Source organism: Streptomyces sp. AHA2, from assembly GCF_036857595.1.
Classification (GTDB): Bacteria; Actinomycetota; Actinomycetes; order Streptomycetales; family Streptomycetaceae; genus Streptomyces.
In genome coordinates this window covers 1-26727 of record NZ_JAUQWJ010000007.1, presented here as the reverse complement: position 1 = coordinate 26727, position 26727 = coordinate 1, and the positions used below count along the sequence as shown (strand labels likewise).

Below are 26727 nucleotides of genomic sequence, written 5' to 3'. Positions count from 1 at the left end.
GAACCTCCAGGGCGGCCACGAGGATCATGTGGGGAAAAGGAACGCCACGGTATCGCGTCGCCGCTCGCCGCGGGGAGACCCGCGGGACCCGGGTCTTGCGCGCCGGGGCCGGTGTCCGGCAGAACTTGACGGTCACCTCGACGGTAGCGAGGACCGAGACGCCCCGCGACCGGGCACGGACAGGGACAGAAGGGGAGCAAGGGCAATGAAGGGCACTGTTGGTGAGCTCGGTGAGTTCGGGCTCATCAGGGAGCTCACCTCCCGTCTGACCACCACACCGGCCGTCCGGGTCGGCCCCGGCGACGACGCCGCCGTGGTGGCCGCGCCCGACCGCAGGGTCGTGGCCAGCACGGACATCCTGGTGGAGGGCCGGCACTTCCGCCGCGACTGGTCGACGGCCTACGACGTCGGCCGCAAGGCGGCCGCGCAGAACCTCGCCGACATCGCCGCCATGGGCGCCGTGCCGACCGCGCTGCTGCTGGGCCTGGTCGTCCCGGCCGAACTGCCGGTGACCTGGCCGAGCGAGCTGATGGACGGCCTGCGCGACGAGTGCCAGGTCGCGGGTGCCGCCGTGGTGGGCGGCGACGTCGTGCGCGGCGACTCGATCATGGTGTCGATCACCGCGCTGGGCGACCTGCGCAACCAGGAGCCGGTGACCCGGGCGGGCGCCCAGCCCGGCGACCTCGTCGCGGTGACCGGCTGGCTCGGCTGGTCCGCGGCCGGTTACGCGGTGCTCTCGCGCGGCTTCCGCTCGCCCCGGGCGTTCGTGGAGGCCCACCGGCGCCCGGAACCCCCGTACCACGCGGGCCCGGCCGCCGCCGGGCTCGGGGCGACCGCCATGTGCGACGTGAGCGACGGGCTGATCGCCGACCTCGGGCACATCGCCGAGGCCAGCAAGGTCCGCATCGACATCCGTTCCCAGGCCATCGACATCCCGTCGCAGATGAACGACATCGGGCAGGCCGTCGGCGTCGACCCGATGCAGTGGGTGCTGACCGGGGGAGAGGACCACGCCATCGTGGCGACCTTCCCGCCCGACGTGAAGCTGCCCGCCCGCTGGAAGGTCATCGGCGAGGTCCTCAACCCCTCCGCGCTGCCCCAGGTGACGGTCGACGGGGCGCCGTGGACCAGCAAGGGCGGCTGGGACCACTTCGGGGACCTCGACTCATGATCCCCAACGTCCTCACGGTGGCGGGCTCCGACTCCGGCGGAGGCGCGGGCATCCAGGCCGATCTCAAGACGATGCTGGCGCTCGGTGTGCACGGCATGAGCGTCCTCACGGCCGTGACCGCGCAGAACTCCCTCGGCGTGCAGGGCGCTTGGGAACTGCCGGTGGAGGCCGTCCGGGCCCAGTACCGCAGCGTCGTCGACGACATCGGCGTACGGGCGGTCAAGACCGGCATGCTCGCCTCGGCGGAACTGGTCGAGGCGGTCGCCGAGTTGCTCGCGGGGACGGACGCCCCGGCGGTCGTCGACCCGGTGGGCGTCTCCAAGCACGGCGACTCCCTGCTCGCCGCCTCCGCGCTGGACTCGGTGCGCACGATGCTGCTGCCGGTGGCGACGGTGGCGACCCCCAACCTCGACGAGGTGGCGCAGCTGACCGGCGTGCGCGTCGAGTCGGAGAGGCAGCTGCGCGACGCCGCGGCGGCCGTGCTGGACCACGGCCCGCGCTGGGTGCTGATCAAGGGCGGCCATCTGTCCGGGGACGCCGTGGACCTGCTCACGGACGGGTCCGAGGAGCACTGGCTGCGTGCGCCGCGGCATGACAACCGCCACACCCACGGCACCGGCTGCACCCTGGCCTCCGCGATCGCCGCGCAGCTCGCCAAGGGCGACTCCGTACCCGAGGCGGTGGCGGCGGCGAAGGAGTACGTCACCGGGGCGATCGCGGCCGGCTTCGCGCTCGGCGGCGGCATCGGGCCGGTGGACCACGGCTGGCGGTTCCGGACCGGATCCTGAGGGCCGCCCACGGGACGCGGATGCGGGCGTGCGCGGGGCCCGCGTCCGGGCACGGCAAAAAGCCGGCCCACCCGGAGGTGGACCGGCTCTGCAGCGAACCAGCAGTGGCCGCGCGCTAGCTGAGCGTCAGCGCGAGACCTTGCCGGCCTTGATGCACGAGGTGCAAGCGTTCACGCGCTTCGGCGTCCCGCCCACCACGGTACGCACACGCTGGATGTTCGGGTTCCAGCGACGGGACGTACGGCGGTGCGAGTGCGAGATGTTGTTGCCGAAGCCCGGCCCCTTGCCGCAGACGTCGCAGTTGGCAGCCACGGGTCACTCCAAAGACTTCAGATGCACTTACGGTTGATCCCGGCATGCCGGGATCGAGATCCTTGGGCTACGGGAGCCGGCTGGATCTGAGTGGCGCTGCCAGGGGGAAGGCCCGATCGGATCGGGCAACCGGAGCAGCATACAACGGCTGCACCCGTAGAGCGAAACTACCATGGCAGCTCAGGGGCCCGCCCCGGCCCTCCGCCGGTCGGACGGCGCCCCCGGGGTCTACGCTGCCAGCCACGTCCAGCAGCTCAGGGAGGCGCAGTGGCGCAGGTGCCGCAGACATTCTTCGATGCTCTCGCGGTGCGCACCTGGTGCGGCCTCGCGCTGGAGACCCTGGGACGGGCGCGCGAGGAGATCGACGCCATCAACGTCTACCCGGTGGCGGACGGGGACACCGGCACGAATCTGTACCTCACCGTCGAGTCCGCCGCCGGTGCCGTGGAGGCGGTCTTCGCGGGGCACGCGGCGGGCCCGCCCGGCAGCGCGGGCGGCCGCCCCGACGGCCCGACCCTCGCCGACGCCGTCCGGGCGATGGCGCACGGGGCGCTCATCGGGGCCCGCGGGAACTCCGGCACGATCCTCGCGCAGCTGCTGCGCGGCATGGCCCAGGTGCTGGCCGGCTGTGAGAGCCCGCAGGCGGGCGGCCGTGATCTGCGCCTCGCCCTGCGGCACGCGGCCGACTCCGCCCGTGCCGCCGTGGCCCACCCCGTGGAGGGCACCGTGCTCACGGTCGCCTCGGCCGCCGCCGCGTCCGCCGAGTCCACCGAGGGCGACTGCGGGACGGTGGCCCGGGCGGCCTACGCGGGAGCCCGCACGGCCCTCGCCGAGACCCCGTCCCGGCTGCCCGTCCTCGAACGGGCCGGGGTGGTCGACGCGGGCGGGCGGGGGCTGGTCGCGGTCCTCGGGGCGCTGGTGGAGACCTTCACGGGGGAGCGGCCGCGCGGACCGGCGGCGCATGCGGGGCGCGTCCCGGAGGCCCGCGGCTCCCGGCAGAGGGCTGCCGGGGCGGTCGAGGCGGCCGAGAGGGTGCGGGTCGCCGGGGCCGAGCCGGCGGCGGTGGACGCACCCGGGGAGCACGCGCGCGTGCCGGCCCGGCCGGTCCCGAAGGGGCCTCCCGCGACTCCCGGCACCGGGCACGCCGGGACCGGTGTGCCGGACGTCACGGCCGATGCCGAGCAGGGCGTGCCGGGGGAGCCGGGCGCGCGCGGCGGCAGCGGGAACGCTTCGCACGCGCGCGGGACGTCGCGGGAAGACGCCGTCGCGGTCTGTGCCGAGCCGGGAGAAGGCCCCGGCGGCGCGGACGCGGCCGGCCAGGACGGGCCCGCCTTCGAGGTGATCTACCTCCTGGAGGCCGAGGACGCGGCGGTCGTGCGGCTTCGGGAGCGGCTCGACGTCCTCGGCGACTCACTCGTCGTGGTCGGCGGCGACGGCCTCTGGAACGTCCACGTCCACGTCGACGACCCGGGCGCCGCAGTGGAGGCCGGCATCGAGGCCGGGCGGCCGTACCGCATCCGCATCACCCACTTCGGCGCCGGGGACGTGCACACCACCGGCGCCGAGCGGCCGCCCCGGGAGCGTGCCCAGCGGGCCGTGGTGGCCGTCGTGCCCGGCGAGGGCCTGGCCGGGCTCTACGCCGAGGCCGGCGCGACGACCGTGCTGGCCCGCCCCGGGGAGCCGCCGGCCAGCGGAGAGCTCGTCCAGGCCCTGCGGCGGGCCCACGCGCGCGAGGTCGTCCTGCTGCCCAACGACGCAGAGCTGCGCCACACCGCGGCGGCGGCCGCCGAGCAGGTCCGCACGGAGGGCGTCCGCGTGGCCCTGATCCCGACCCGGTCGGCGATCCAGGGCATCGCCGCACTCGCGGTGCACGAGCCGGAGCGGCGCTTCGACGAGGACGTCGTGTCGATGACCTCGGCGGCCGGAGCCACCCGCTACGCCGAGGTCACCGTCGCCGAGCACGAGTCCTGGACCATGGCCGGCATCTGCCAGGCCGGGGACGTCCTCGGCCTGATCGACGGGGACGTGGCCGTGATCGGCCCGGACCTCACGACGACCGCCGAGACCGTCCTGGAACGGATGCTCGCCGCCGGGGGCGAGATGGTCACCCTCGTGCTGGGCGAGGACGTCCCCGACACCGTCGCCCGGTACCTGGAGGGCCGGGTCCGCGAGGGATACCTCGCCGTCGACACCGTCGTGTACCGGGGCGGACGGCAGGGGGCCCTGCTCCTCATCGGCGTGGAGTAGGAGCGGAGCGGTGACCGGAGTCAGACCGGCCGGTCCGCCAGGAGCCGCAGCAGCCGTTCGGCCTCCGCCCGCCGGGCCGCCACCGTCTCCCGCTCGCTCCCGGATCCGTCCGGGCCGTCCCCGTCCCCGTCGCCGCAGCCGCCGTAGGCGTCGTATCCGTCGTACGCGGCGAGGACGCCACGCGCGCGTGCCCTCGCCTCGGCGGTGCGGCCCAGCCCGGCCTCCGCTCGTCCGGCGGCGAGTTCGGCGCCGGTGCGGTCGTGCAGGGCGTCCTCGCCGAGGGAGGCGAAGGCCCCCACCGCCAGCCTCAGCCGGGCCAGGGCGTCCTCCAACGCCGGGCGCGCAGCACCGTCTTCGAGGTCCCCGCAATCCCCGCCGGTGACCGACCCGGCCAGCAGGTCGCCGAACTGGCGGAGGCTGTCCCCGAGTTCGGCGGTGAGCAGGTGCCTGGTCTCCTCGTCCGCGGCGGCGTCGAGTGCCGTCTCGCACTCCCGGACGGCGCGCGCCATGAGCTTCCGTGCCCCGGCCGGTCCCTCGTCCGCGTCCGCGACCAGCCAGGCGCGGGCGCGCAGGGCGCGGACCAGGCCCGCAGTATCGCCCAGACGGCGCCAGAGGCCGCCCGCACGCGCGTAGGCGCGGTCCGCCTCGGCGGTCAGTCCGGCCTGCCCGAACGATTCCCCGGCCAGGTGGACCAGGGTCGCGTGGTCGTGCTGCTCCGGCCACGTGCGGGCGATCTCGGCGGCCCGCAGGCGCCGTTCGGCGGCCGCGCGGTGCTCGCCCAGCTCGCCCAGGCAGTCGCCGAGCCACCACAGCGTCTGCACGACCACCTCCTCGCCGTGCGTTCCGGCGTCCAGGTCGGGCAGCGCGCACTCCAGCACCTCCGCGGCCTCGGCCCACCGGCCCTGCAGCAGCAGGAAACCGCCGAGCTGCTGCCGCGCCCAGGCGCCCAGCGCCGCGCTCTCCCCGGCCTCGTCGGCCCAGTGCGCGGCCCGGAGGGCGTGCGCCGCGGCCTCCACGGCGTCGCCCCGGCCCCCGGTCACCTCGGCGAGCTGGAGGTGCAGCCGGGCCCGTCCGGGCGGCTCCAGCTGGGCTCCGCCGTGCTCCAGGGCCGCCCGCAGCGCGCGTTCGGTCCCCGCGGTGTCACCGAGCCGGTGCGCCAGGGTGGCGAGCCGGGCCTCGTACTCCACCGCGAACCAGGGCAGTCCCGCCGCCACGAACGCCGCCGCACCCTGGGCGAACAGCTCCGCCGACGTCCGCAGGTCCCCGGCCAGTTCGGCCAGTTCGCCGAGCATGGCCCGTGCCTCGGCGGCCCGGGCCGCCAGCCGCACGTCCCCGTCGCCCCGCCCGTCGACGAGCGCCAGCACCTCACGGACCGCCGCCTCCGCCTCGGCCCGCGCCGCCCCGGCCCCGGGCCCCGCCGCCTCGTGCGCGGCGCGCAGCAGCACCCGCGCCCGGCCCATCAGGACCGACGCCGTCTGCCGCAGGCCCGTGCCGTCCGCGGCGTACAGCGCCAGGGCCTCCTCGTACGGGCCGGCCACGGCGGCGGCCGCAGCGCCGGTGTCCCCCGACAGGGCCCGTACGTACGCGGCACGCACGCGTGCGGCCAGGGCCTCTCCCGGATCGCCGGACGCCGCGTACAACTCGGCGGCCTGTTCGAACAGTTCGGCACCCTCCGGGCCGAGGCTCGTCGCCGCGTGTTCGGCGATCTCGGCCCGGTCGCGTGCGGCCGGCTCGGCGCCCAGGGCACCGGCCGCTTCCGCGACGGCGGCCCAGGCCTCCACGGCGTTCGGCCGCAGGGTGTCCGACAGCCGCCGCGCCTCGGCCAGCAGGGCGGGCAGGTCCGGCCGCGCGGCGGCGGGAGCCGGGGCCGCCGGCGGAGCGGGGACCGGAAGGGGCCGGGCCGGGCGCACTCCCAGCGGCAGCCGGTCCGCCAGAGGCTCCTGGGCCATCCGGGCCCGGGTCCGCTCACCCACGTACGCCGTGCCGTTGCGCGCGTCGAAGCGCGCGGCCAGGGCGAGGGCGTCCGCACGCGCGTAGGCGGCGAGTTCGCGGGCGGTCCACTCCCGGCCGGCCGGGCCCGGCACGTCCAGCGCGCCGAGTCCGAGCAGCACCAGACGGTCCATGAGCAGGGCCGCCACGCTCAGGAACTCCAGCCTGCTGCGCGGGTTCCCGTCGTCGGTGAAGTACGCCGGGCGCTCGGCCAGCAGCTCCAGCCCCCGTGCCTCGTTCCCGGTCAGCGCGCAGAACTCCACGTGCTCCGCGCAGGCGCCCCGCATGCTCTCCATGCCCCGGACGAGCCGGAAGCCCCGCAGATGGCCCGCCCCGGCCTCGTCCACGCGGCCCAGCCGCACCAGCGGCAGCAGGGACGACGCCAGGACCGTGTGGGGCTCGCGGGCGCAGGCGTACTCGCCCTCCAGCACCGGCCGCCACAGCCGGAGCGCCTCCGCGTCGCGGCCCCGCTCGGCCTGCCACCAGCCCTGCCCGTGCAGTTCGCACGCCGGGCAGTCGGTCATGCCGTCCCGGTCGGCGGCCAGCCACGCGGCGTACGCCCGCCCGGCCCGCTCCAGGTCCCCGAGGTGCGCCGCCACCCGGTGCTCGGCACCGCGCACGGCCCGCTCGGAGTACCCGGCGAGCCGGTAGCGGTGCTCCATCTCGTCGAGGAACTCCTCGACCGAGGCGAGCGGCACGTCCGGCTGGTCGAGCATGCCGACGGAAACCCATTCGAGCACCCGGTGCAGCCAGTGGGCCTCGTGCGCGTCGAAGTCCCCGGGCCGTTCGTCCCACATGCGCAGCAGGCGCGAGAAGGGGGCGGACATCCCGCTCCGCTCGCCGCTGTGGTGGCGGACCCGCAGTTGGTGCCCGAGCGCCTCGATCACGGCGAGCGGCTCGCCGAGCGCCTCGGCCGCGGCCACCAGCTCCTGGGCGCGCGCGTTGCGGCCGGCTCCCTCCGGTCGCCCGGCGTTGTCCGCCATGGCCCGGCGCAGGGCGTCGATGTCCGCGATCCCGCTCATGCGTGTTCGTCCTCACGGTGGGTGGGCTCCTCCGGCAGGCCGGCGGACGCCCGGTCGGGCAGCCGGATCCCGGGGCGGGGGAAATCGGAAGGCAGGTGCACCGGACCGCGCGGGCCGGCCCGGAAGGCAGGACGGAAGAAGGGCGACGGTGATGCCGGCGAGGGCTGTGATCTCTGGGAATCCATCTTCACGGCGCCGGCGGGGACTCCGACGGCGCGAGGTCGGGCGGCCCGGGGTGAGGCGGTGACCGCGGGAGAAAGAGCCGGTGACGCGCCATCCTAGGGCCCTCGTCGACCGCCTGAGCAGCGGATTCCCGGATCCTCACGACAGCGGCGCCCGGGGCCCTGCAGGCCGATGTCAGTGACGTGGTGTGCAATGGATCTCGTGCCCGCACTGGAAGAACCCCTGCGCCAACCGCTGAAGTCGGTGCTCGGCCCCGCCACCGCGAAGGTGATGGCCGAGCACCTCGGCCTGCACACCGTCGGAGACCTGCTCCACCACTACCCGCGCCGCTACGAGGAGCGCGGGCAGCTCACCCACCTCGCCGACCTGCCCATGGACGAGCACGTCACGGTGGTCGCCCAGGTCGCCGACGCCCGGTTGCACACCTTCGCCTCAGCCAAGGCCCCGCGCGGCAAGGGCCAGCGCCTGGAGGTCACGATCACGGACGGCAGCGGCCGGCTCCAGCTGGTCTTCTTCGGCGCCGGCGTCCACAAGCCCCACAAGGAGCTCCTGCCGGGCACGCGCGCGATGTTCGCCGGCAAGGTCTCCGTCTTCAACCGCCGCCTCCAACTGGCGCATCCCGCGTACGAGTTGCTGCGCGGCGACCCCGACGAGCCCAGCGCGTCCGTCGAGTCCTGGGCGGGCGCCCTCATCCCGATCTACCCGGCCACCGCGAAGCTGGAGTCCTGGAAGATCGGCAAGGCGGTCCAGACGGTCCTGCCCACCGCTCGGCAAGCCGTCGACCCGCTCCCGGACTCCCTGCGCGAGGGCCGCGGGCTCGTCCCCCTGCCCGAAGCCCTGCTGAAGATCCACCGCCCCCACACCAAGGCCGACATCGAGGACGCCCGCTCCCGCCTGAAGTGGGACGAGGCCTTCGTCCTCCAGGTCGCCCTCGCCCGCCGCCGCCACGCGGACGCCCAGCTCCCCGCCGTCCCCCGCAAGCCCGCCCCGGACGGTCTCCTCACCGCCTTCGACGCCCGCCTCCCCTTCACCCTCACCGACGGCCAGCAGCGCGTCTCCCGGGAGATCTTCGACGATCTGGCCACCTCCCACCCGATGCACCGGCTGCTGCAGGGGGAGGTGGGCAGCGGGAAGACGATGGTCGCCCTGCGGGCCATGCTCGCCGTCGTCGACGCGGGTGGGCAGGCCGCCCTGCTCGCGCCCACCGAAGTGCTCGCCCAGCAGCACCACCGGTCCATCGTGGAGATGATGGGCGAGCTGGCCGAGGGCGGCATGCTCGGCGGGGCCGAGCAGGGCACCAAGGTCGTGCTCCTGACCGGTTCGATGGGCGCCGCCGCCCGCCGCCACGCCCTGCTCGACCTCGCCACCGGCGAAGCCGGCATCGTCATCGGCACGCACGCGCTCATCGAGGACAAGGTGCAGTTCCACGACCTGGGCCTCGTCGTCGTCGACGAGCAGCACCGCTTCGGCGTCGAGCAGCGCGACGCCCTGCGCGGCAAGGGCAAACAGCCCCCGCACCTGCTGGTCATGACCGCCACGCCCATTCCGCGCACGGTCGCCATGACGGTCTTCGGCGACCTGGAGACCTCCGTCCTGGACCAGCTCCCCGCCGGCCGTTCGCCGATCGCCAGCCACGTCGTCCCGGCCGCCGACAAACCGCACTTCCTCGCCCGCGCCTGGGAACGGGTCCGCGAGGAGGTGGGCAACGGCCACCAGGCGTACGTCGTCTGCCCCCGCATCGGCGACGAGGAGGACGCCCCGGGGAAGGCCGGCGGGAAGAAGGCGCAGCAGGCCCCCGAGGACGCGGCGGACAAGCGGCCCCCGCTCGCCGTGCTCGACGTGGCGGACCAGTTGGCGAGGGGACCCCTCCAGGGGCTCGGGGTCGAGGTCCTGCACGGCCGCATGCACCCGGACGACAAGGACGCCGTCATGCGCCGCTTCGCCGCCGGCGAGACCGACGTGCTGGTCGCCACGACCGTCATCGAGGTCGGCGTCAACGTCCCCAACGCCACCGCCATGGTGATCATGGACGCCGACCGCTTCGGTGTCTCCCAGCTCCACCAGCTGCGCGGGCGCGTGGGCCGCGGCTCGGCCCCGGGGCTGTGCCTGCTGGTCACCGAGATGCCGGAGGCGAGTCCGGCCCGCCAGCGCCTGGCCGCGGTCGCCTCCACGCTGGACGGGTTCGAACTGTCCCGCATCGACCTCGAGCAGCGCCGTGAGGGCGACGTCCTCGGCCAGGCCCAGTCCGGCGCCCGCACCAGCCTGCGAATGCTCGCGGTCATCGAGGACGAGGAGATCATCGCGGAGGCGAGGGAGGAAGCCGCGGCGGTGGTGGACGCCGACCCGGACCTGACGCACCTGCCCGCACTCAGGACGGCCTTGGACGCCCTTCTGGACGAGGAGAGGGAGCAGTACCTGGACAAGGGGTGAGTGGCGCCCGCCCGGGGGCGTGGCGCGTAATCCGTATGCGGCTACCGCCGCGAGGGCGCGACCGGCCACACTGAACCGTGATGCGACCCACGACCAAGGACCCGAGATGACCCGCGTGATCGCCGGCACGGCCGGCGGACGCCGCCTGGCAGTCCCGCCCGGCACAGGAACCCGCCCCACATCGGACCGCGCCCGAGAGGGCCTCTTCTCCACCTGGCAATCCCTCCTCGGCGGCCCCCTGGACGGCGAACGTGTCCTCGACCTCTACGCGGGATCAGGAGCCGTGGGCCTGGAAGCGCTCTCCCGAGGCGCCGGCCACACCCTCCTCGTCGAAGCCGACGCCAGAGCCGTGCGCACGGTCCGGGAGAACGTGAAGAACCTCGGCCTGCCGGGCGCCGAGGTGAGAGCGGGCAAAGCGGAACAGGTCATCCGCACCGCACCCCCCGCCGAGCCGTACGACCTGGTGTTCCTGGACCCGCCGTACGCCGTCACGGACGACGATCTCCGGGAGATCCTCCTCACACTCCGCTCGGAGGGCTGGCTCGCCGCAGAAGCCCTCGTCACCGTGGAGCGCAGCACCAGAGGCGGGGAATTCCGGTGGCCCGACGGTTTCGCACCCCTGCGGGCCCGTCGCTACGGCGAGGGAACGTTTTGGTACGGTCGCGCCGCCTCTACGTGCGAAGACGCACGATGACCGGACCGGAGAGCGAGGGATCACAAGTGCGCCGCGCCGTCTGTCCCGGGTCGTTCGACCCGATCACCAACGGACACCTCGACATCATCTCGCGCGCCTCCAGGCTGTACGACGAGGTCTACGTCGCGGTGATGATCAACCAGTCCAAGAAGGGCCTGTTCGAGATCGAGGAGCGGATCGACCTGATCCGCCGGGTCACCGCCGAGTACGGCAACGTCCGCGTGGAGGCCTTCCACGGCCTGCTCGTCGACTTCTGCAAGCAGCGCGAGATCCCCGCCATCGTCAAGGGCCTGCGGGCGGTGAGCGATTTCGACTACGAGCTGCAGATGGCCCAGATGAACAACGGCCTGTCCGGGGTGGAGACCCTCTTCATCCCCACCAACCCCACCTACAGCTTCCTGTCGTCCTCCCTGGTCAAGGAGGTGGCGACCTGGGGCGGCGACGTCTCCCACCTGGTGCCCGCGGAGGTCCTGGAGGTGCTCACCGAGCGCCTGCGGAAGAACTGACCGGGTCCCGGGCGCCCCGTCACTGACCTGACGGTCCGTCACCCGGTGTTCCCCGGGGCCCCCTGGCCGTACAGTCGTCCCGTCCGTCTCCAACGCATCTGTAGAGAGTGGCGAGCACACGGTGGACGTGCAGAAGAAGCTCGACGAGATCGTCGCCGCGGTCTCCGGCGCCCGGTCCATGCCCATGTCGGCCTCGTGCGTGGTGAACCGCGCCGAACTGCTCGCGATGCTGGAGGAGCTGCGCGCGGCGCTGCCCGACTCCCTCGCCGAGGCCCGGGAGCTGATCGGCGGCCGTGAGCAGATGGTCGAGCAGGCCCGCCAGGAGGCCCAGCGGATCATCGAGAGCGCGCACGCCGAGCGCGGTTCGCTGATCTCCGGCACCGAGATCGCCCGCCGTTCCCAGGCCGAGGCCGACCGGATCCTCGCCGAGGCCCGCCAGGAGGCCGAGGAGGTCCGCGCGGAGGCCGACGAATACGTCGACTCCAAGCTCGCCAACTTCGAGGTCGTCCTCACCAAGACCCTCGGCTCCGTCGGCCGCGGCCGCGAGAAGCTCCTGGGCACCGGCCCCGGCATCGACGAGCAGGGCTACGAGGACGAGGACGCCCCCGAGCGCAGCCACGACCCGGACACCCAGCGGCGCACTGCCGACGAGTACGTCGACGCCAAGCTCGGCGCCTTCGAGGCGGTCCTCGCCAAGACCCTGGAGGCCGTCGGCCGGGGCCGGCAGAAGCTGCACGGCCGGATCGCCACCGACGACCTCGGCGCCCTCGCCGACGACACGAGCACCGTCCAGCACTCCAGCGACGCCGACTACCTCGCCGACCTGGCCGCCCTCACCGCCGAGCCCCCGGCCGAGCGGCCGGCCGCGCCGCAGGAGGAGTACCCGCAGCCGCAGCCGGCGTACGGCTACGGGCAGCAGCCCGACCCCTACGGCGACTACGCGCAGCAGCCGTACGCGACCCAGCAGGACCCGTACGGCTACCCGCAGGCCGATCCCTACGCGTATCAGGGCTACGACCCGCAGCAGGCGGCCTACGATCCGCACCGGGCCCAGCAGCAGGCGCAGCACGCCCAGCAGCAGGTGCACCAGGCGCAGCAGGCCCAGGGGTACGCCCTCGACGAGACCAGCCTCTTCGACACCAGCATGATCAGCGCCGAGCAGCTGCGCGCCTACGAGCAGGGGCGCGGCCAGGGCTGAGCACCGGATTGGGCCGAGAGCGAAAGGTCCAGTATCCTGGCTCTTCGGTCGCGCGTGCGCTTTCGCTGACTGCGTATACGTCCGCGATCCACGCTGCCCGCAGAACACCGAGGGCGGCGTCCCCCCTGAGCCCAGCAGACCGAAAGCAGGAATGGCCCTGAACGCCCGCCTCGACCACCGCAACCCCCTCGTGTTCGACACGCACGAGCTGGGCCGGCGGCCTGGTGCGCTGCAGCGCCTGTCCCGCACGGTCGACGCTCCCAAGGACTTCGGTATCAAGGGAGTCATCGGAGTGCCCGAGGGTGCTCCGGTGGAGCTGGAACTCCGCATGGAGTCGGTCATGGAAGGGGTGCTCGTCACAGGCACCGCCCGTGCCACGGCCGCAGGGGAGTGCGTAAGGTGTCTGGAGCCGCTCGAGCTGGAGCTCGAAGCGGACTTCCAGGAGATGTTCTCGTACCCTGACGCCGACGACCGGGGCCGCGTGATCGCGGAACCGGGCGACGACGCCGAGGACGACGAGGACAGGCTCTTCCTCGAGGACGGCTTGTTCGACCTCGAGCCCGTGCTGCGTGATGCGGTGGTGCTCGCACTGCCGATGCAGCCGGTGTGCCAGGAAGACTGCCCTGGTCTGTGCGCCGAGTGCGGCGCGCGGCTGGCGGACGACCCGGACCACCACCATGACGCCGTCGACATCCGTTGGGCGGCACTGCAGGGACTCGCCGACACCATGTCGGACGGCGAGAAGGACGAGATGAGCGGCGCCGAAGCGGGCGTCGACGAGAAGCAGGAGAAGTAGCCGTGGCTGTTCCGAAGCGGAAGATGTCGCGCAGCAACACGCGCCACCGCCGGTCGCAGTGGAAGGCTGCGGTCCCCACCCTGGTTGCGTGCGAGCGCTGCCACGAGCCCAAGCTGCAGCACATCGCGTGCCCGTCGTGCGGCACCTACAACAAGCGCCAGGTCCTCGAGGTCTGAGCGGCTGGTGAGAGGCACTGTGTCCACGCCTAAGAACAAGTCTTCCCGCGTGAGCGGGAGTGCTCCGGCGGACAACCAGGCCTCGTCCCACACGCTTCTGGAAGGGCGGCTCGGCTACCAGGTCGAGTCCGCCCTTCTGGTGCGCGCACTGACCCACCGGTCGTACGCATACGAGAACGGCGGTCTGCCGACCAACGAGCGCCTGGAGTTCCTCGGGGACTCCGTACTCGGTCTCGTGGTCACGGACACGCTGTACCGCACCCACCCGGACCTGCCCGAAGGCCAGCTGGCCAAGCTGCGGGCCGCGGTGGTGAACTCGCGTGCGCTCGCCGAGGTGGGCCGCGGGCTCGACCTGGGCTCCTTCATCCGGCTCGGCCGCGGTGAAGAGGGCACGGGCGGGCGGGACAAGGCGTCCATCCTGGCCGACACCCTGGAGGCGGTGATCGGCGCGGTCTACCTCGACCAGGGCCTGGACTCGGCGGCGGAGCTGGTGCACCGCCTGTTCGACCCCCTGATCGAGAAGTCCTCGAACCTCGGAGCCGGCCTGGACTGGAAGACCAGCCTCCAGGAGCTCACCGCGACCGAAGGGCTCGGCGTTCCCGAGTACCTGGTCACGGAGACCGGCCCCGACCACGAGAAGACCTTCACTGCTGCCGCCCGCGTCGGAGGCGTCTCGTACGGCACCGGCACCGGCCGCAGCAAGAAGGAGGCGGAGCAGCAGGCCGCCGAGTCCGCCTGGCGCTCCATCCGGGCCGCGGCGGACGAGCGCGCCAAGGCGGCCAAGGACGCCGAGGCGACGCAGACGGCGGCGGTCCAGGCCGCCCACGCGGCCGTCGACGGCAGCGGCGTCGGCGGCTGACGCACCGGCCGCCCCGCACGGGGCGCCCGGCCACAGCACAGCGCATCCGAGCGCCCGCCCCGGCCGGGGCGGGCGCTCGGATCGTCCGCACGTTCGTGACGGGGGAGTCCCATGCCCGAGTTGCCCGAGGTCGAGGTCGTCCGGCGCGGACTCGAGCGGTGGGTCGCCCACCGCACCGTCGCCGGCGCCGAGGTGCTGCACCCGCGCGCGGTGCGCCGCCACCTCGCGGGCGCCGAGGACTTCGCGCAGCGCCTGGCGGGACACCGCGTCGGCGTCCCGAGCCGCCGCGGAAAGTACCTGTGGCTGCCCCTGGAGGACACCGACCAGTCGATCCTGGCGCACCTCGGCATGAGCGGCCAGCTGCTGGTCCAGCCGCGCACCGCGCCCGACGAGAAGCACCTGCGCATCCGGGTCCGCTTCACCGACACCGCGGACACCGAACTGCGCTTCGTCGACCAGCGCACCTTCGGCGGCCTGTCGCTGCACGAGACCACCCCGGACGGGCTGCCCGACGTCATCGCGCACATCGCCCGCGACCCGCTCGACCCGCTCTTCGACGACGAGGCGTTCCACCAGGCCCTGCGCCGCAAGCGGACCACGATCAAGCGGGCCCTCCTCGACCAGTCGCTGATCAGCGGAGTCGGCAACATCTACGCGGACGAGGCGCTGTGGCGCTCCCGCCTCCACTACGAGCGCCCGACGGCGACCCTCACCCGTCCGCGCACGCTGCAACTGCTCACCCACGTGCGGGACGTCATGAACGCGGCCCTCGCCGTCGGCGGCACCAGCTTCGACAGCCTGTACGTCAACGTCAACGGCGAGTCGGGCTACTTCGACCGGTCCCTCGACGCGTACGGCCGGGAGGGTCTGCCGTGCCGGCGCTGCGGGACGGCCATGCGACGGCGGCCGTGGATGAACCGGTCGAGCTACTTCTGCCCGAAGTGTCAGCCGGTGCCGCGCGTCTCGTCGTAACGCCGGCGGGCCTCCAGCACGTCGTCCATCCGCCCCTCAACGAAGTGGATGAGGGTCAGCAGGCGCTCGGCGACGCCGCGTCCCAGGGGCGTCAGCTCGTAGTCCACGCGGGGCGGGTTGGTCGGTTGCGCCTCGCGGTGCACCAGGCCGTCCCGCTCCAGCGCGTGCAACGTCTGGGACAGCATCTTCTCGCTGACGCCGTCGACGCGGCGGCGCAGCTCGTTGAAGCGCAGCGAGCCTTCGTACAGGGCGCCGAGCGTGAGTCCGCCCCAGCGGCCGGTGACGTGTTCCAGGGTGCCGCGCGAGGGGCAGGCCTTGGCGAACACGCTGTACGGGAGGCTGTCCAGCCCTTCCGTGGACTCCTGGGTCGTGGTCATGCGACCAGCCTACGCCAGCGCAGCGCTATCCAGTAGGTTGCACTAACTAGAAGTTAGTGCTTTCCTGTGGTCATCGTCAGCGACCTGCTCAATCAAGGAGCTCTCCCGTGACCACCCCTGTCGTTTCCCTGGCCTACCACTCCGGATTCGGCCACACCGCCGTCCTCGCCGAGGCCGTCCGGGCCGGTGCCCTGGAGGCCGGCGCCGACGTGCACCTGATCAAGGTCGACGAGATCACCGACGAGCAGTGGGCGGTGCTGGACCGCTCCGACGTCATCGTCTTCGGCTCGCCGACCTACATGGGTACGGCTTCCGGTGCCTTCCACGTCTTCGCGGAGGCCACCTCCAAGCGCTGGGCCACGCAGGCCTGGAGCGACAAGCTGGCCGCCGGCTTCACCAACTCGGCCTCCAAGAGCGGGGACAAGCTGCACACCCTGCAGTTCTTCCAGATCCTCGCCGCGCAGCTCGGCATGCACTGGGTCAACCTCGGCCTGCTGCCCGGCTGGAACAGCACGACCGGCTCGGAGAACGACCTCAACCGCCTGGGCGTCTTCGCGGGCGCGGCCGCCCAGACCAACGCGGACGAGGGCCCCGAGGCCGTCCACAAGGCCGACATCGCCACGGCGGAACACCTGGGCCGCCGGGTGACGGAAACGGCGCGCGTGTTCCTGCGGGGGCTGGCCGCGGCGTGAGCGGGGGCCGGTGACGGGGGAGCCGCGGGGCCGGACCTCTGACCGCTTCTCGGATGCACCCCGGGGCTGCCGGACTGCGCAAGGGAACTGATCCACCCGGTGTGGTCGGCGGCCGTCCCGGACCCCGTCCCGAGGCCGAGGCCCGAGTCTTGCGGCGCTGCAAGGCCCGACCCGACGTCTGTTCTCGACGAGGTCCTGCGAGTGCCGCGTACCTCTACGTCGGTGCCTACGGCGACGAGCACGAGCCCGAGGTCCCTCTCGCGGGCCGCGGCCGCTGCCCTGCCGGTCGGCTGAACAGCCGGCTCTTCTACCGGGGGACGATCGACCGCTACCAGGCCCTCCCGCTCGACGAGGAGCCGGCGACGCGGCTGGTCGACCTCTACCGCCCTCGTGCGGGCGACCTCCCGGCCGATGCGATCGCCCCGTCACGGCTGGAGGAGTTCCTCCACCGGAATACGGGGCGTCACCTCCTGCCCCAGGATTTCGATCCGGAGGCAGCCGGGGGCGGCGCCCGGTGGGAGCCGTCCGCAGGGACGGCTCCCGAAGTGGGCCGCTGACCTGCGGCTGCCTCAGTAGCCGAAGTTCTGCGTCCACCAAGGGCCGCCCGAGCCGAACTCGACGCCCACGCCCAGGGTCTTGAAGTCGCAGTTCAGTATGTTCGCGCGGTGGCCGGGGCTGTTCATCCAGGCGTCCATCACGGCCGCGGCGTCGGCCTGGCCGCGGGCTATGTTCTCGCCGCCGAGGTTGGATATCCCGGCCTTCTCCGCCCGGTCCCACGGCGTGCGGCCGTCGGGGTCGGTGTGGTCGAAGAAGCCCCGCGCCGCCATGTCCTCGCTGTAGGTCTGCGCGAGGTCCTTCAGCGCGCTGCTCGCGGCGACCGGGGTGCAGCCCACCTTCGCCCGCTCCTCGTTCACCAGGGCGAGCACCTGGGCGGCGGCGGAGGACTCCCCGGACAGCGACGCGGAGGCGCTGGGCTTCCTCGGTGCGCTCGTGGCCGTGCGGGAGGGCGTGTCGTCCGGCTTCTCGCTGGGCGTGGCCGCCGGCTTCTTCTTCTCCGGCTTCTCGTCCTGGGTCTTCTCCGCCTTCTCCGGCGTCTTGCTCGGTGCCGCCGAAGTCTTCGAGGCGGACGGCGACGGGGACGCCGTCCGCCGGGCGTCCCGGCTGGTCGGCGCGCTCTCACGGCCCTCGGCGCTGCCGGACGTGCCGCCCTGCTCGGCCGGCGTGTTCGTCGGCGTGTCACCGGCCTGCACCTTGTCGGTGCCGCTGCTGCCGCCCAGCTTGTAGTTCTCCAGGCCGGGCACCGCACCCGTGGCGACCGCCACCGTACCGAGCGCGACGGCCGCGGAGACGCCCAGCAGCCCGGTGCGCACCGGACGGGCGGCCTTCTTGCGGCGGCGGTGCGCGCCCGCGCGACGGGCACCGCCGCCGGGCGTGAAACCGTCGCTGCCGAAGGCGTCGCCGCCGAAGCCGTCGCCCCGGAACCCGTCACTCGCGAGAGCGGTCGTCTCCACGAAGCGGTCGTCCGCCTCGGGCTCCTGCTGCGCCCCGAACAGGTAGGCCTCGGTGCTGGCGTAGGTGCCGGCGTACGCCTCCGGGTTCAGGTAGGGCGCGATGCCCATCGTCGGAGCGTCGTCCGTGGTGGAGTGCAGCGGGCCGTGGCCCTCCGCGAAGCCGTCGGCGTGGGCGAACCCCGTGGCGCGGCCCTCGGCGGCGCGGCCGTCGGCGGAGCGTCGGTGGCGTCCCATGTCCTGGCCTTCCTCGTCCTGGCGGTCGACTCGTCCTCGAGATCAACACGAAACTCACTCGATCGTGTGAGTTTCATATGAGATGCGTTGAGGGGGGACGGTACCGCATGGCGGGTGGGGAGGAAGTGCCCGGAGCGGGTTCGCGCGGTTAGGTTGCACCCATGAGCGAGGATGTGCGACTGGTCGCCTGGGTGCGGGGACGCGTCCAAGGTGTGGGTTTCCGCTGGTTCACGCGGGCCAAGGCCCTGGAGATCGGCGGCCTGAGTGGCTTTGCTCTCAATTTGGGCGACGGGCGGGTCCAAGTGGTCGCCGAAGGCTCCCGCGACAGCTGTGAGGGTCTGCTCACCTGGCTCCAGGGCGGCGACACGCCCGGGCGCGTGGACGGCGTCACCGAGATGTGGGACACACCGCGCGGCGGCTACGAGGGCTTCGCCATCCGCTGACCGGGGCGACCCGGCGGCCCCTCGGGGGGCGCCGGGTGCGGCGTCCGGCCGCCGCCGGGAACGGAAACTCGCTGGTGGTCGCCGAGAACCCCTTGCGCCGGAAGGCTCCGGCGGCAAGGATGATCGCCACGCCCCCAGGGCCCGCTGAAGTCGCCGCGCCGCCGTCGAAGGCCGTGCGCGCCCGGGCCACCCGCCAATACGGGGCGTGATCGTGTTGACCGTCAAACTTTTTGGTGAGACGCTGAAAGCACCCCGCGCACCTTAGCTGTTTGGCATGGCTGAACGGCAGCACAACTCCAGGCCCTGCCAAGACTGCGGGTGCGAATCCCTCACGACCCACACCGCATCGGTCGGTCACTCATTGTGGAGGACCATCCATCATGGCAAAGGCGCTTCTCGGTTACGTCGGCGGCTCCGACCCTCGACTCCTCGCCGAGATGCGACGGCTCCAGCAGCGCGTCCAGGACCTGGAATCCGAGCTCGTACGGATCCAGGCGGAGAACGAGGCGCTGACGGCTGCCGCTTCTCACGACAGGATCATGGAGAGCGTTGACGCACACCAGGCGGAGCCTGCGCTCACCTGATCACTGCACCGCTCCACATCGGCACAGCAGTGGTTGGGCCGCCCGTCACAACCGCCAAGTTGTCAGAAGTGCAAGGGACGCCACCGGCGTCCCTTCTCTCTTTCCCCCGTGAGTCCTTCACTGTCTTCAACGTCTGGTCTGCCCTCCGTGTTCAACGGCGAAACCGCGGGTTCATGGAGTGAGACGAAACCGGGCGGTAGAGTCCGGCGGCGTGCACCTCAAGGCCCTGACCCTCCGCGGGTTCAAATCGTTCGCCTCCGCGACCACCCTCCGGTTCGAGCCCGGGATCACGTGCGTCGTCGGACCGAACGGCTCGGGCAAGTCCAACGTCGTCGACGCGCTCAGCTGGGTCATGGGCGAGCAGGGCGCCAAGTCGCTGCGCGGCGGCAAGATGGAGGACGTCATCTTCGCCGGCACCACCGGCCGCCCGCCCCTGGGCCGCGCCGAGGTGTCCCTGACCATCGACAACTCCGACGGGGCCCTGCCCATCGAGTACGCCGAGGTCACCATCACGCGGATCATGTTCCGCAACGGCGGCAGCGAGTACCAGATCAACGGCGACACCTGCCGTCTCCTCGACATCCAGGAACTGCTCTCGGACTCCGGCATCGGCCGCGAGATGCACGTCATCGTCGGCCAGGGCCAGCTGGACTCCGTCCTGCACGCCGACCCCATGGGCCGCCGGGCCTTCATCGAGGAGGCCGCCGGAGTCCTCAAGCACCGCAAGCGCAAGGAGAAGGCGCTGCGGAAGCTGGACGCGATGCAGGCCAACCTCGCGCGCGTGCAGGACCTCACCGACGAGCTGCGCCGCCAGCTCAAGCCGCTGGGCCGGCAGGCGGCGGTGGCGAGGCGGGCCGCCGTCATCCAGGCCGACCTGCGCGACGCCCGTCTGCGCCTCCTCGCCGACGACCTCGTGCGGCTGCGGGAGGCCCTCGACGCCGAGATCGCGGACGAGGCCGCGCTGAAGGAGCGCAAGGAGGCCGCCGAGCAGGAGCTGCGCAAGGCCCTGCAGCGCGAGGCGCTCCTTGAGGACGAGGTGCGCAGGCTGTCCCCGCGGCTGCAGCGTGCCCAGCAGACCTGGTACGAACTCTCCCAGCTCGCCGAGCGCGTGCGCGGCACGATCTCGCTGGCCGACGCCCGCGTGAAGAGCGCCACCTCCGCGCCCCCCGAGGAGCGGCGCGGCCGCGACCCCGAGGACATGGAGCGCGAGGCCGCCCGCATCCGGGAGCAGGAGGCCGAGCTGGAGGCGGCCCTGGAGGCGGCCGAGCGCGCCCTGGAGGACACGGTCGCCCACCGCGCCGAACTGGAGCGCGCCCTGACCGAGGAGGAACGGCGCCTCAAGGACGTGGCCCGGGCCATCGCCGACCGCCGTGAAGGGCTGGCCCGGCTCAGCGGCCAGGTCAATGCGGCCCGCTCCCGCGCGGCCTCCGCCCAGGCCGAGATCGAACGCCTGGCCGCGGCCCGCGACGAGGCGCAGGAACGTGCCGTCACCGCCCAGGAGGAGTACGAGGCCCTCAAGGCGGAGGTCGACGGCCTCGACGCCGGCGACGCGGAACTCGCCGAGCAGCACGAGGCCGCCAGGCAGCGGCTCACCGACGCCGAGGCCGCCCTCACGGCCGCCCGCGAGGAACTCACCACGGCCGAACGCAGGCGGGCCGCCACCCAGGCCCGCCACGAGGCACTCGCCCTCGGCCTGCGCCGCAAGGACGGCACCGGCACACTGCTCGCGGCCGAGGACCGCCTCTCCGGACTGCTCGGCCCGGCGGCGGAGCTGCTGACGGTGACCCCGGGCCACGAGGCCGCCGTCGCGGCGGCCTTCGGAGCGGCAGCCGACGCGATCGCCGTCACGACCCCGGCCTCCGCGGCGGACGCGATCAGGCTCCTCCGCAAACAGGACGGGGGCAGGGCCACCCTGCTCCTGGCAGGAGATGGCCCTGCCAGGGGCGAGGGGGACCGCGTGACCGGCCACGACGCGCCCGCGGACGCCCGGCACACCTACGCCGCCGACCTGGTCCGTGGCCCCTCCGATCTGATGCCGGCCGTCCGTCGGCTGCTCCACGGCATCGTCGTCGTCGGCACCCTCGAAGACGCGGAAGACCTCGTGTACGGCCACCCCCACCTCACCGCCGTCACCGCCGAGGGAGACGTCCTCGGCACCCACTTCGCCCACGGCGGCTCCGCCGGCGCCCCCAGCCTCCTCGAGGTACAGGCATCCGTCGACGAGGCGGCGGCCGAGCTGGAGGAGCTCGCCGTCCGCTGCGAGGAGCTCACCGAGGTCCAGCACGCGGCCGTCGACCGACGAAGGGACGCCGCCGCGCTGGTCGAGGAACTGGGAGAGCGGCGCCGGGCCGCCGACCGGGAGAAGTCGGCCGTCGCCCAGCAGCTCGGGCGGCTCGCCGGGCAGGCGCGCGGCGCCACCGGTGAGGCCGAGCGCGCCGCCGCCGCCGCGGCCCGGGCCCAGGACGCCCTCGAACGGGCGCTGCAGGAGGTCGAGGAACTCGCCGAGCGGCTCGCCGTCGCGGAGGAGATGCCGATGGAGGAGGAGCCGGACACCTCCGTGCGCGACCGGCTCGCCGCCGACGGCGCCAACGCGCGGCAGACCGAGATGGAGGCCCGGCTCCAGGTCCGTACGCACGAGGAACGGGTCAAGGGGCTGGCCGGCCGGGCCGATGCGCTGGACCGGGCCGCCCGGGCGGAGCGCGAGGCACGCGCGCGTGCCGAGCAGCGGCGGGCCCGGCTGCGGCACGAGGCGGCCGTCGCCGAGGCCGTCGGATCCGGTGCCCGGCAGTTGCTCGCGCACGTCGAGGTCTCCCTGGCCCGGGCGGACAAGGAGCGCGCCGCGGCCGAGGCCGCCAAGGCACACCGTGAGCAGGAACTGGCCCGGGCGCGCGCCGCGGGGCGCGATCTCAAGGCGGAACTGGACAAGTTGACGGATTCGGTCCACCGCGGCGAGGTACTCGGCGCCGAGAAGCGGCTGCGGATCGAGCAGCTGGAGACCAGGGCACTGGAGGAGCTGGGTGTCGAACCGGCCGGGCTGGTGGCGGAGTACGGTCCGCGTCAGCTCGTGCCGCCCTCGCCCCCCGCCGAAGGCGAGGAGCTGCCGGAGGATCCGGAGCATCCGCGCAACCGGCCAAGGCCCTTCGTCCGCGCCGAGCAGGAGAAGCGGCTGAGGGCCGCCGAGCGCGCCTACCAGCAGCTCGGCAAGGTCAACCCGCTGGCCCTGGAGGAGTTCGCGGCACTGGAGGAACGCCACCAGTTCCTCAGCGAGCAGCTCGAGGACCTGAAGAGGACGCGGGCGGACCTGCTGCAGGTGGTGAAGGAGGTCGACGAGCGCGTCGAGCAGGTCTTCACCGAGGCCTACCGGGACACCGCCCGCGAGTTCGAGGGTGTCTTCAGCCGGCTGTTCCCCGGTGGTGAGGGGCGGCTGGTGCTGACCGACCCCGACAACATGCTCACCACGGGTGTGGACGTCGAGGCCCGTCCGCCGGGCAAGAAGGTCAAGCGGCTGTCGCTGCTCTCGGGCGGGGAGCGGTCGCTGACCGCCGTGGCGATGCTCGTGTCGATCTTCAAGGCGCGGCCGAGCCCGTTCTACGTGATGGACGAGGTCGAAGCCGCCCTCGACGACACCAATCTCCAGCGGCTCATCCGGATCATGCAGGAGCTCCAGGAAGCCTCGCAGCTGATCGTGATCACGCACCAGAAGCGCACGATGGAGGTCGCCGACGCGCTCTACGGCGTCTCCATGCAGGGCGACGGTGTGTCGAAGGTCATCTCCCAGCGTCTCCGGTAGACGCGTGCGGTCTACACCTTTCTCACCTGCACCTCTGTGTAGCTTCATTTATTGAACACATTGCTCGCACACTCCTGCGCCTGATTCACAGCAGCCGCCCTATTGACTTCGAAACTTGAAGGCATAGTCTCGGCAACGTTCCTTTTACCTTCAGGTACCTTCAGGTGGACCTCGAAGGGCTGACCCCCTCCGGCAGCGTTGCCGGTGGCCCGAGGAGTACACGTGACCAGCACAGCGCAGGCACCCAAGTCAGGAGCCGGGACGGCTCACCCCGATCATCTCGGGCACGTCATCTTCATCGCGGCGGCGGCCGCGATGGGCGGTTTCCTCTTCGGCTACGACAGCTCCGTGATCAACGGCGCCGTCGAGGCCATCCGTGACCGCTACGACGTCGGCTCCGCGGCCCTCGCCCAGGTCATCGCCATCGCCCTCATCGGCTGCGCCATCGGCGCCGCCACCGCCGGGCGCATAGCCGACCGCATCGGCCGCATCCGGTGCATGCAGATCGCCGCGGTCCTGTTCACCATCAGCGCCGTCGGCTCCGCGCTGCCGTTCGCGCTGTGGGACCTCGCCTTCTGGCGGGTCGTCGGCGGATTCGCCATCGGCATGGCGTCCGTGATCGGCCCGGCCTACATCGCCGAGGTCGCCCCGCCCGCCTACCGCGGCCGGCTCGGCTCCTTCCAGCAGGCCGCCATCGTCATCGGCATCGCCGTGTCGCAGTTGGTCAACTGGGGTCTGCTCAACGCCGCCGACGGCGACCAGCGCGGCAAGCTGATGGGCCTGGAGGCCTGGCAGGTCATGCTGGGCGTCATGGTCGTCCCGGCCGTCCTGTACGGCCTGCTCTCCTTCGCGATCCCCGAGTCCCCGCGCTTTCTGATCTCCGTCGGCAAGCGCGAGCGCGCCCGGGAGATCCTCGCCGAGGTCGAGGGCAAGGACGTCGACCTCGACGCCCGTGTCGCCGAGATCGAGGGCGCCATGAAGAGCGAGCACCGCTCCAGCTTCAAGGACCTGCTCGGCGGCAGCTTCTTCTTCAAGCCGATCGTCTGGATCGGCATCGGCCTGTCGGTCTTCCAGCAGTTCGTCGGCATCAACGTCGCGTTCTACTACTCCTCGACGCTGTGGCAGTCGGTCGGCGTGGACCCGACGGACTCGTTCTTCTACTCCTTCACCACGTCGATCATCAACATCGTCGGCACCGTCATCGCGATGATCTTCGTCGACCGCGTCGGCCGCCGCCCGCTGGCGATCATCGGTTCGGTCGGCATGGTCGTCGGCCTGGCGCTGGAAGCCTGGGCGTTCTCCCACCACCTCGTCGACGGCAGGCTGCCGGCCGCGCAGGGCTGGATCGCCCTGATCGCCGCGCACGTCTTCGTCCTCTTCTTCGCCCTGTCCTGGGGCGTGGTCGTCTGGGTCATGCTCGGCGAGATGTTCCCCAACCGGCTCCGGGCCGCCGCCCTGGGTGTGGCCGCCGCCGCACAGTGGATCGCCAACTGGGCCATCACCGCGAGCTTCCCGTCACTGGCCGACTGGAACCTCTCCGCGACGTACGTGATCTACACGGCCTTCGCCGCGCTCTCGATCCCGTTCGTCCTGAAGTTCGTCAAGGAGACCAAGGGCAAGTCCCTGGAGGAGATGGGCTGAGCCCGTCCCACCCGCTCGGGGAGAAGGGCCAAAGTCCCCGCTGCCCCTCTCCCCGTAACCCGCCGCCGCCCCGGCCCGGCCACTGCCCGAGCCGGGGCGGCGGTCTGCCGTCTCACCGGACGGCGACGCCGGCCCTGGATCACCCGGGCGGGCAGGACCGCCACCTCCGGGTTCGGCAGCCGCCCTCGTCGGTCCCCGCCGGTGCCCCTCGAACTCCCGCGTCCCCGCGTGCCCTCGGTGTTCGCGCCGAGCCGGTCCGCGGCGGGGCCACCTCGCGCAGGAACGCCCCCAGTGGATCACCGCGCGGGCGCGGCGGGGGCGGTTGTGCGCCGGGTTTCGGGCATCCCGGCCGCCCGCGGGCGCGTGAGCGCCGCAGCCGCGGCGGCCCGGGCGGGCCTGACGACGACGTCCCTTCTGGCGGGCGGACGTCTCCCCTGGCACCTGGCGCTACCCGGCGGGCGTCCGCCCCGCCGGGCCGGTCTCCGCCGTCATCGGGCCGGCGCCTGCCTCGCCGGCGGGATCCGGGGGCGGGCGGCGGGCGGTGTGGGAGACGCCGGGGGTGTGGAGATCCGGCGGCCGCGGCCCCGCGGGGCGGTGCGAGCGGGGTGGGCGGGGGGTGCATGACTGATACTGGACGCGTTATGGACATCGTCATCCTTGCTGTAGTCATCGCCGTGGTCGTGCTCGGCGCGCTCGGCGGGCTCATCGTCGGCAGCCGGCGCACGAAGCAGCTGCCGCCGCCCCCGCCCGCGGCGCCCGACATCACCGCCCCACCGGCCGAGCCGCACGTCGGCGACGAGGCCGAGACGCCGCGGGAGGAACCGCGGCGCACGATAGAGGAGGTGGATCTTCCGGACGGCTCGGCTCCGGTCGTCGTCGAGGAGCCGCCCGCCCCCGAGATCGAGATCCCGGAACCCACCGCCGGCCGCCTGGTCCGGCTGCGGGCCCGGCTCTCCCGCTCGCAGAACGCCCTGGGCAAGGGCCTGCTCACCCTGCTGTCCCGCGAGCACCTCGACGAGGACACCTGGGAGGAGATCGAGGACACGCTGCTCACCGCCGACGTCGGCGTGCAGCCCACCCAGGAACTCGTCGAGCGCCTGCGCGAGCGGGTCAGGGTGCTCGGCACCCGCACCCCCGAGGACCTGCGCACCCTGCTGCGCGAGGAACTGATCACCCTGGTCGGCCGCGACATGGACCGCGCGGTGAAGACCGAGCCGGAGGACCGCAAGCCCGGCATCGTGATGGTCGTCGGCGTGAACGGGACCGGCAAGACCACCACCACCGGCAAGCTCGCCCGCGTCCTGGTCGCCGACGGCCAGAGCGTCGTCCTGGGCGCGGCCGACACCTTCCGGGCCGCCGCCGCCGACCAGCTCCAGACCTGGGGCGAGCGCGTGGGCGCCTACACCGTGCGCGGACCGGAGGGCGGCGACCCCGCCTCCGTGGCCTTCGACGCGGTGAAGGAGGGCAAGGAGATGGGCGCGAACGTCGTGCTCATCGACACCGCAGGCCGCCTGCACACCAAGACCGGTCTGATGGACGAGCTGGGCAAGGTCAAGCGCGTCGTGGAGAAACAGGCCCCGGTCGACGAGGTGCTCCTCGTCCTGGACGCCACCACCGGCCAGAACGGCCTCGTCCAGGCCCGGGTCTTCTCCGAGGTCGTGGACATCACCGGTATCGTGCTCACCAAGCTGGACGGCACGGCCAAGGGCGGCATCGTGGTCGCGGTCCAGCGCGAGCTGGGCGTCCCGGTCAAGCTCATCGGGCTCGGCGAGGGCGCGGACGACCTCGCGCCGTTCGAGCCGGAGGCGTTCGTTGACGCCCTTATCGGGGAGTGACCTCGGCCCTCGTCGAGAAACCGACCCGCGAGAATCCGTGTGCGCGAGAAGCGCCCGCCCCCGAGGTGCAGTCGGGGACGGGCGCTTCGCTCTTGTCGGGCCGCGGCCGGGCGCCCGTCGTTCGGATCGTGCCCGGCGTCGACGCGACGACGCAGTGACTCTCGGCCGACCTGATCCGGACGGCAGGTCCTAGGTGTATTGATCACGAGCGTTGCTGACACTGGCGGGTCTTGAACATGGCGAAGACCTCCGATGTGGTGGAGCTGTCTAGGAACAC

The 26727-nt window shown here is 73.0% G+C and carries 22 protein-coding genes; 18 read left to right on the top strand and 4 right to left on the bottom strand.

Annotation, left to right across the window (positions count from 1 at the left end; genetic code table 11):
- Positions 1-205: 205 nt before the first annotated feature.
- Complete coding sequence (locus Q5694_RS16300; RefSeq protein WP_333933749.1) at positions 206-1171, top strand: thiamine-phosphate kinase; 966 nt, start codon at positions 206-208, stop codon at positions 1169-1171.
- Positions 1168-1959 (top strand): bifunctional hydroxymethylpyrimidine kinase/phosphomethylpyrimidine kinase, encoded by a 792-nt coding sequence (gene thiD, locus Q5694_RS16295; RefSeq protein ID WP_333933748.1) that lies wholly within the window; start codon positions 1168-1170, stop codon positions 1957-1959. The genes Q5694_RS16300 and thiD overlap by 4 nt, the downstream gene beginning before the upstream one ends.
- A 126-nt stretch (positions 1960-2085) precedes the next feature.
- Here the strand turns inward: thiD and rpmB are convergent, their stop codons facing one another.
- Positions 2086-2271 (bottom strand): 50S ribosomal protein L28, encoded by a 186-nt coding sequence (gene rpmB, locus Q5694_RS16290; protein WP_003993230.1) that lies wholly within the window; start codon positions 2269-2271, stop codon positions 2086-2088.
- Between the two features lie 267 nt (positions 2272-2538).
- On the opposite strand from rpmB, the gene Q5694_RS16285 reads away from it, so the two are divergent.
- Positions 2539-4518: a DAK2 domain-containing protein gene (locus Q5694_RS16285; protein ID WP_333933729.1), complete on the top strand. Its 1980-nt coding sequence runs from the start codon at positions 2539-2541 to the stop codon at positions 4516-4518.
- 20 nt (positions 4519-4538) lie between these two features.
- On the opposite strand, the gene Q5694_RS16280 is transcribed toward Q5694_RS16285, so the two are convergent.
- Positions 4539-7529: a tetratricopeptide repeat protein gene (locus tag Q5694_RS16280; RefSeq protein ID WP_333933728.1), complete on the bottom strand. Its 2991-nt coding sequence runs from the start codon at positions 7527-7529 to the stop codon at positions 4539-4541.
- 375 nt (positions 7530-7904) lie between these two features.
- Between Q5694_RS16280 and recG the strand changes: the two genes are divergently transcribed.
- From recG to mutM, 8 genes are all read left to right on the top strand, one after another.
- A complete protein-coding gene (recG, locus tag Q5694_RS16275) occupies positions 7905-10142 on the top strand; it encodes an ATP-dependent DNA helicase RecG (protein ID WP_333933727.1) in 2238 nt (745 codons plus the stop codon).
- Between the two features lie 106 nt (positions 10143-10248).
- Complete coding sequence (gene rsmD, locus Q5694_RS16270; RefSeq protein WP_333933726.1) at positions 10249-10836, top strand: 16S rRNA (guanine(966)-N(2))-methyltransferase RsmD; 588 nt, start codon at positions 10249-10251, stop codon at positions 10834-10836.
- A 26-nt stretch (positions 10837-10862) separates the two neighbouring features.
- On the top strand, positions 10863-11342 hold the full coding sequence (coaD, locus tag Q5694_RS16265) for a pantetheine-phosphate adenylyltransferase (protein WP_333934080.1): 480 nt from the start codon (positions 10863-10865) through the stop codon (positions 11340-11342).
- A gap of 121 nt (positions 11343-11463) precedes the next feature.
- Positions 11464-12540, top strand: a complete 1077-nt coding sequence (locus Q5694_RS16260) for an ATP synthase F0 subunit B (protein WP_333933725.1) — start codon at positions 11464-11466, stop codon at positions 12538-12540.
- Between the two features lie 151 nt (positions 12541-12691).
- A complete protein-coding gene (locus tag Q5694_RS16255) occupies positions 12692-13336 on the top strand; it encodes a YceD family protein (protein WP_333933724.1) in 645 nt (214 codons plus the stop codon).
- A 2-nt stretch (positions 13337-13338) separates the two neighbouring features.
- On the top strand, positions 13339-13512 hold the full coding sequence (gene rpmF, locus Q5694_RS16250; RefSeq protein ID WP_007493396.1) for a 50S ribosomal protein L32: 174 nt from the start codon (positions 13339-13341) through the stop codon (positions 13510-13512).
- Positions 13513-13519: 7 nt separating this feature from the next.
- Positions 13520-14371 (top strand): ribonuclease III, encoded by an 852-nt coding sequence (rnc, locus tag Q5694_RS16245; protein ID WP_333933714.1) that lies wholly within the window; start codon positions 13520-13522, stop codon positions 14369-14371.
- Positions 14372-14482: 111 nt separating this feature from the next.
- On the top strand, positions 14483-15343 hold the full coding sequence (gene mutM / locus Q5694_RS16240) for a bifunctional DNA-formamidopyrimidine glycosylase/DNA-(apurinic or apyrimidinic site) lyase (RefSeq protein WP_333933712.1): 861 nt from the start codon (positions 14483-14485) through the stop codon (positions 15341-15343).
- Here the strand turns inward: mutM and Q5694_RS16235 are convergent.
- Complete coding sequence (locus tag Q5694_RS16235) at positions 15316-15720, bottom strand: winged helix-turn-helix transcriptional regulator (protein WP_333933711.1); 405 nt, start codon at positions 15718-15720, stop codon at positions 15316-15318. The two genes, mutM and Q5694_RS16235, sit on opposite strands and share 28 nt — an antisense overlap.
- 107 nt (positions 15721-15827) lie before the next feature.
- On the opposite strand from Q5694_RS16235, the gene Q5694_RS16230 reads away from it, so the two are divergent.
- Positions 15828-16412: a flavodoxin family protein gene (locus tag Q5694_RS16230; RefSeq protein ID WP_333933710.1), complete on the top strand. Its 585-nt coding sequence runs from the start codon at positions 15828-15830 to the stop codon at positions 16410-16412.
- 149 nt (positions 16413-16561) lie between these two features.
- The gene (locus tag Q5694_RS16225; RefSeq protein WP_333933709.1) at positions 16562-16969 is read left to right on the top strand and encodes a hypothetical protein; all 408 of its coding nucleotides are present in this window, start codon (positions 16562-16564) and stop codon (positions 16967-16969) included.
- A 12-nt stretch (positions 16970-16981) separates the two neighbouring features.
- Here the strand turns inward: Q5694_RS16225 and Q5694_RS16220 are convergent, their stop codons facing one another.
- Positions 16982-18157: a CAP domain-containing protein gene (locus Q5694_RS16220; protein ID WP_333933707.1), complete on the bottom strand. Its 1176-nt coding sequence runs from the start codon at positions 18155-18157 to the stop codon at positions 16982-16984.
- Between the two features lie 161 nt (positions 18158-18318).
- Here Q5694_RS16220 and Q5694_RS16215 point away from each other — a divergent pair, with 161 nt between their 5' ends.
- The 5 genes from Q5694_RS16215 to ftsY all read left to right on the top strand — a co-directional run bounded on the left by Q5694_RS16215 (position 18319) and on the right by ftsY (position 26450).
- Positions 18319-18600 carry an acylphosphatase gene (locus Q5694_RS16215; RefSeq protein WP_333933706.1) on the top strand — a complete coding sequence of 94 codons (282 nt, stop codon included), beginning with the start codon at positions 18319-18321 and terminating at the stop codon, positions 18598-18600.
- 380 nt (positions 18601-18980) lie between these two features.
- Positions 18981-19184 (top strand): hypothetical protein, encoded by a 204-nt coding sequence (locus tag Q5694_RS16210; protein ID WP_003993245.1) that lies wholly within the window; start codon positions 18981-18983, stop codon positions 19182-19184.
- A 211-nt stretch (positions 19185-19395) separates the two neighbouring features.
- Positions 19396-22974: a chromosome segregation protein SMC gene (gene smc, locus Q5694_RS16205; protein WP_333933704.1), complete on the top strand. Its 3579-nt coding sequence runs from the start codon at positions 19396-19398 to the stop codon at positions 22972-22974.
- A 222-nt stretch (positions 22975-23196) separates the two neighbouring features.
- Positions 23197-24615 (top strand): sugar porter family MFS transporter, encoded by a 1419-nt coding sequence (locus tag Q5694_RS16200; protein WP_333933703.1) that lies wholly within the window; start codon positions 23197-23199, stop codon positions 24613-24615.
- 641 nt (positions 24616-25256) lie between these two features.
- Positions 25257-26450 carry a signal recognition particle-docking protein FtsY gene (gene ftsY, locus Q5694_RS16195; protein ID WP_333933702.1) on the top strand — a complete coding sequence of 398 codons (1194 nt, stop codon included), beginning with the start codon at positions 25257-25259 and terminating at the stop codon, positions 26448-26450.
- The last annotated feature ends 277 nt before the right edge of the window (positions 26451-26727 follow it).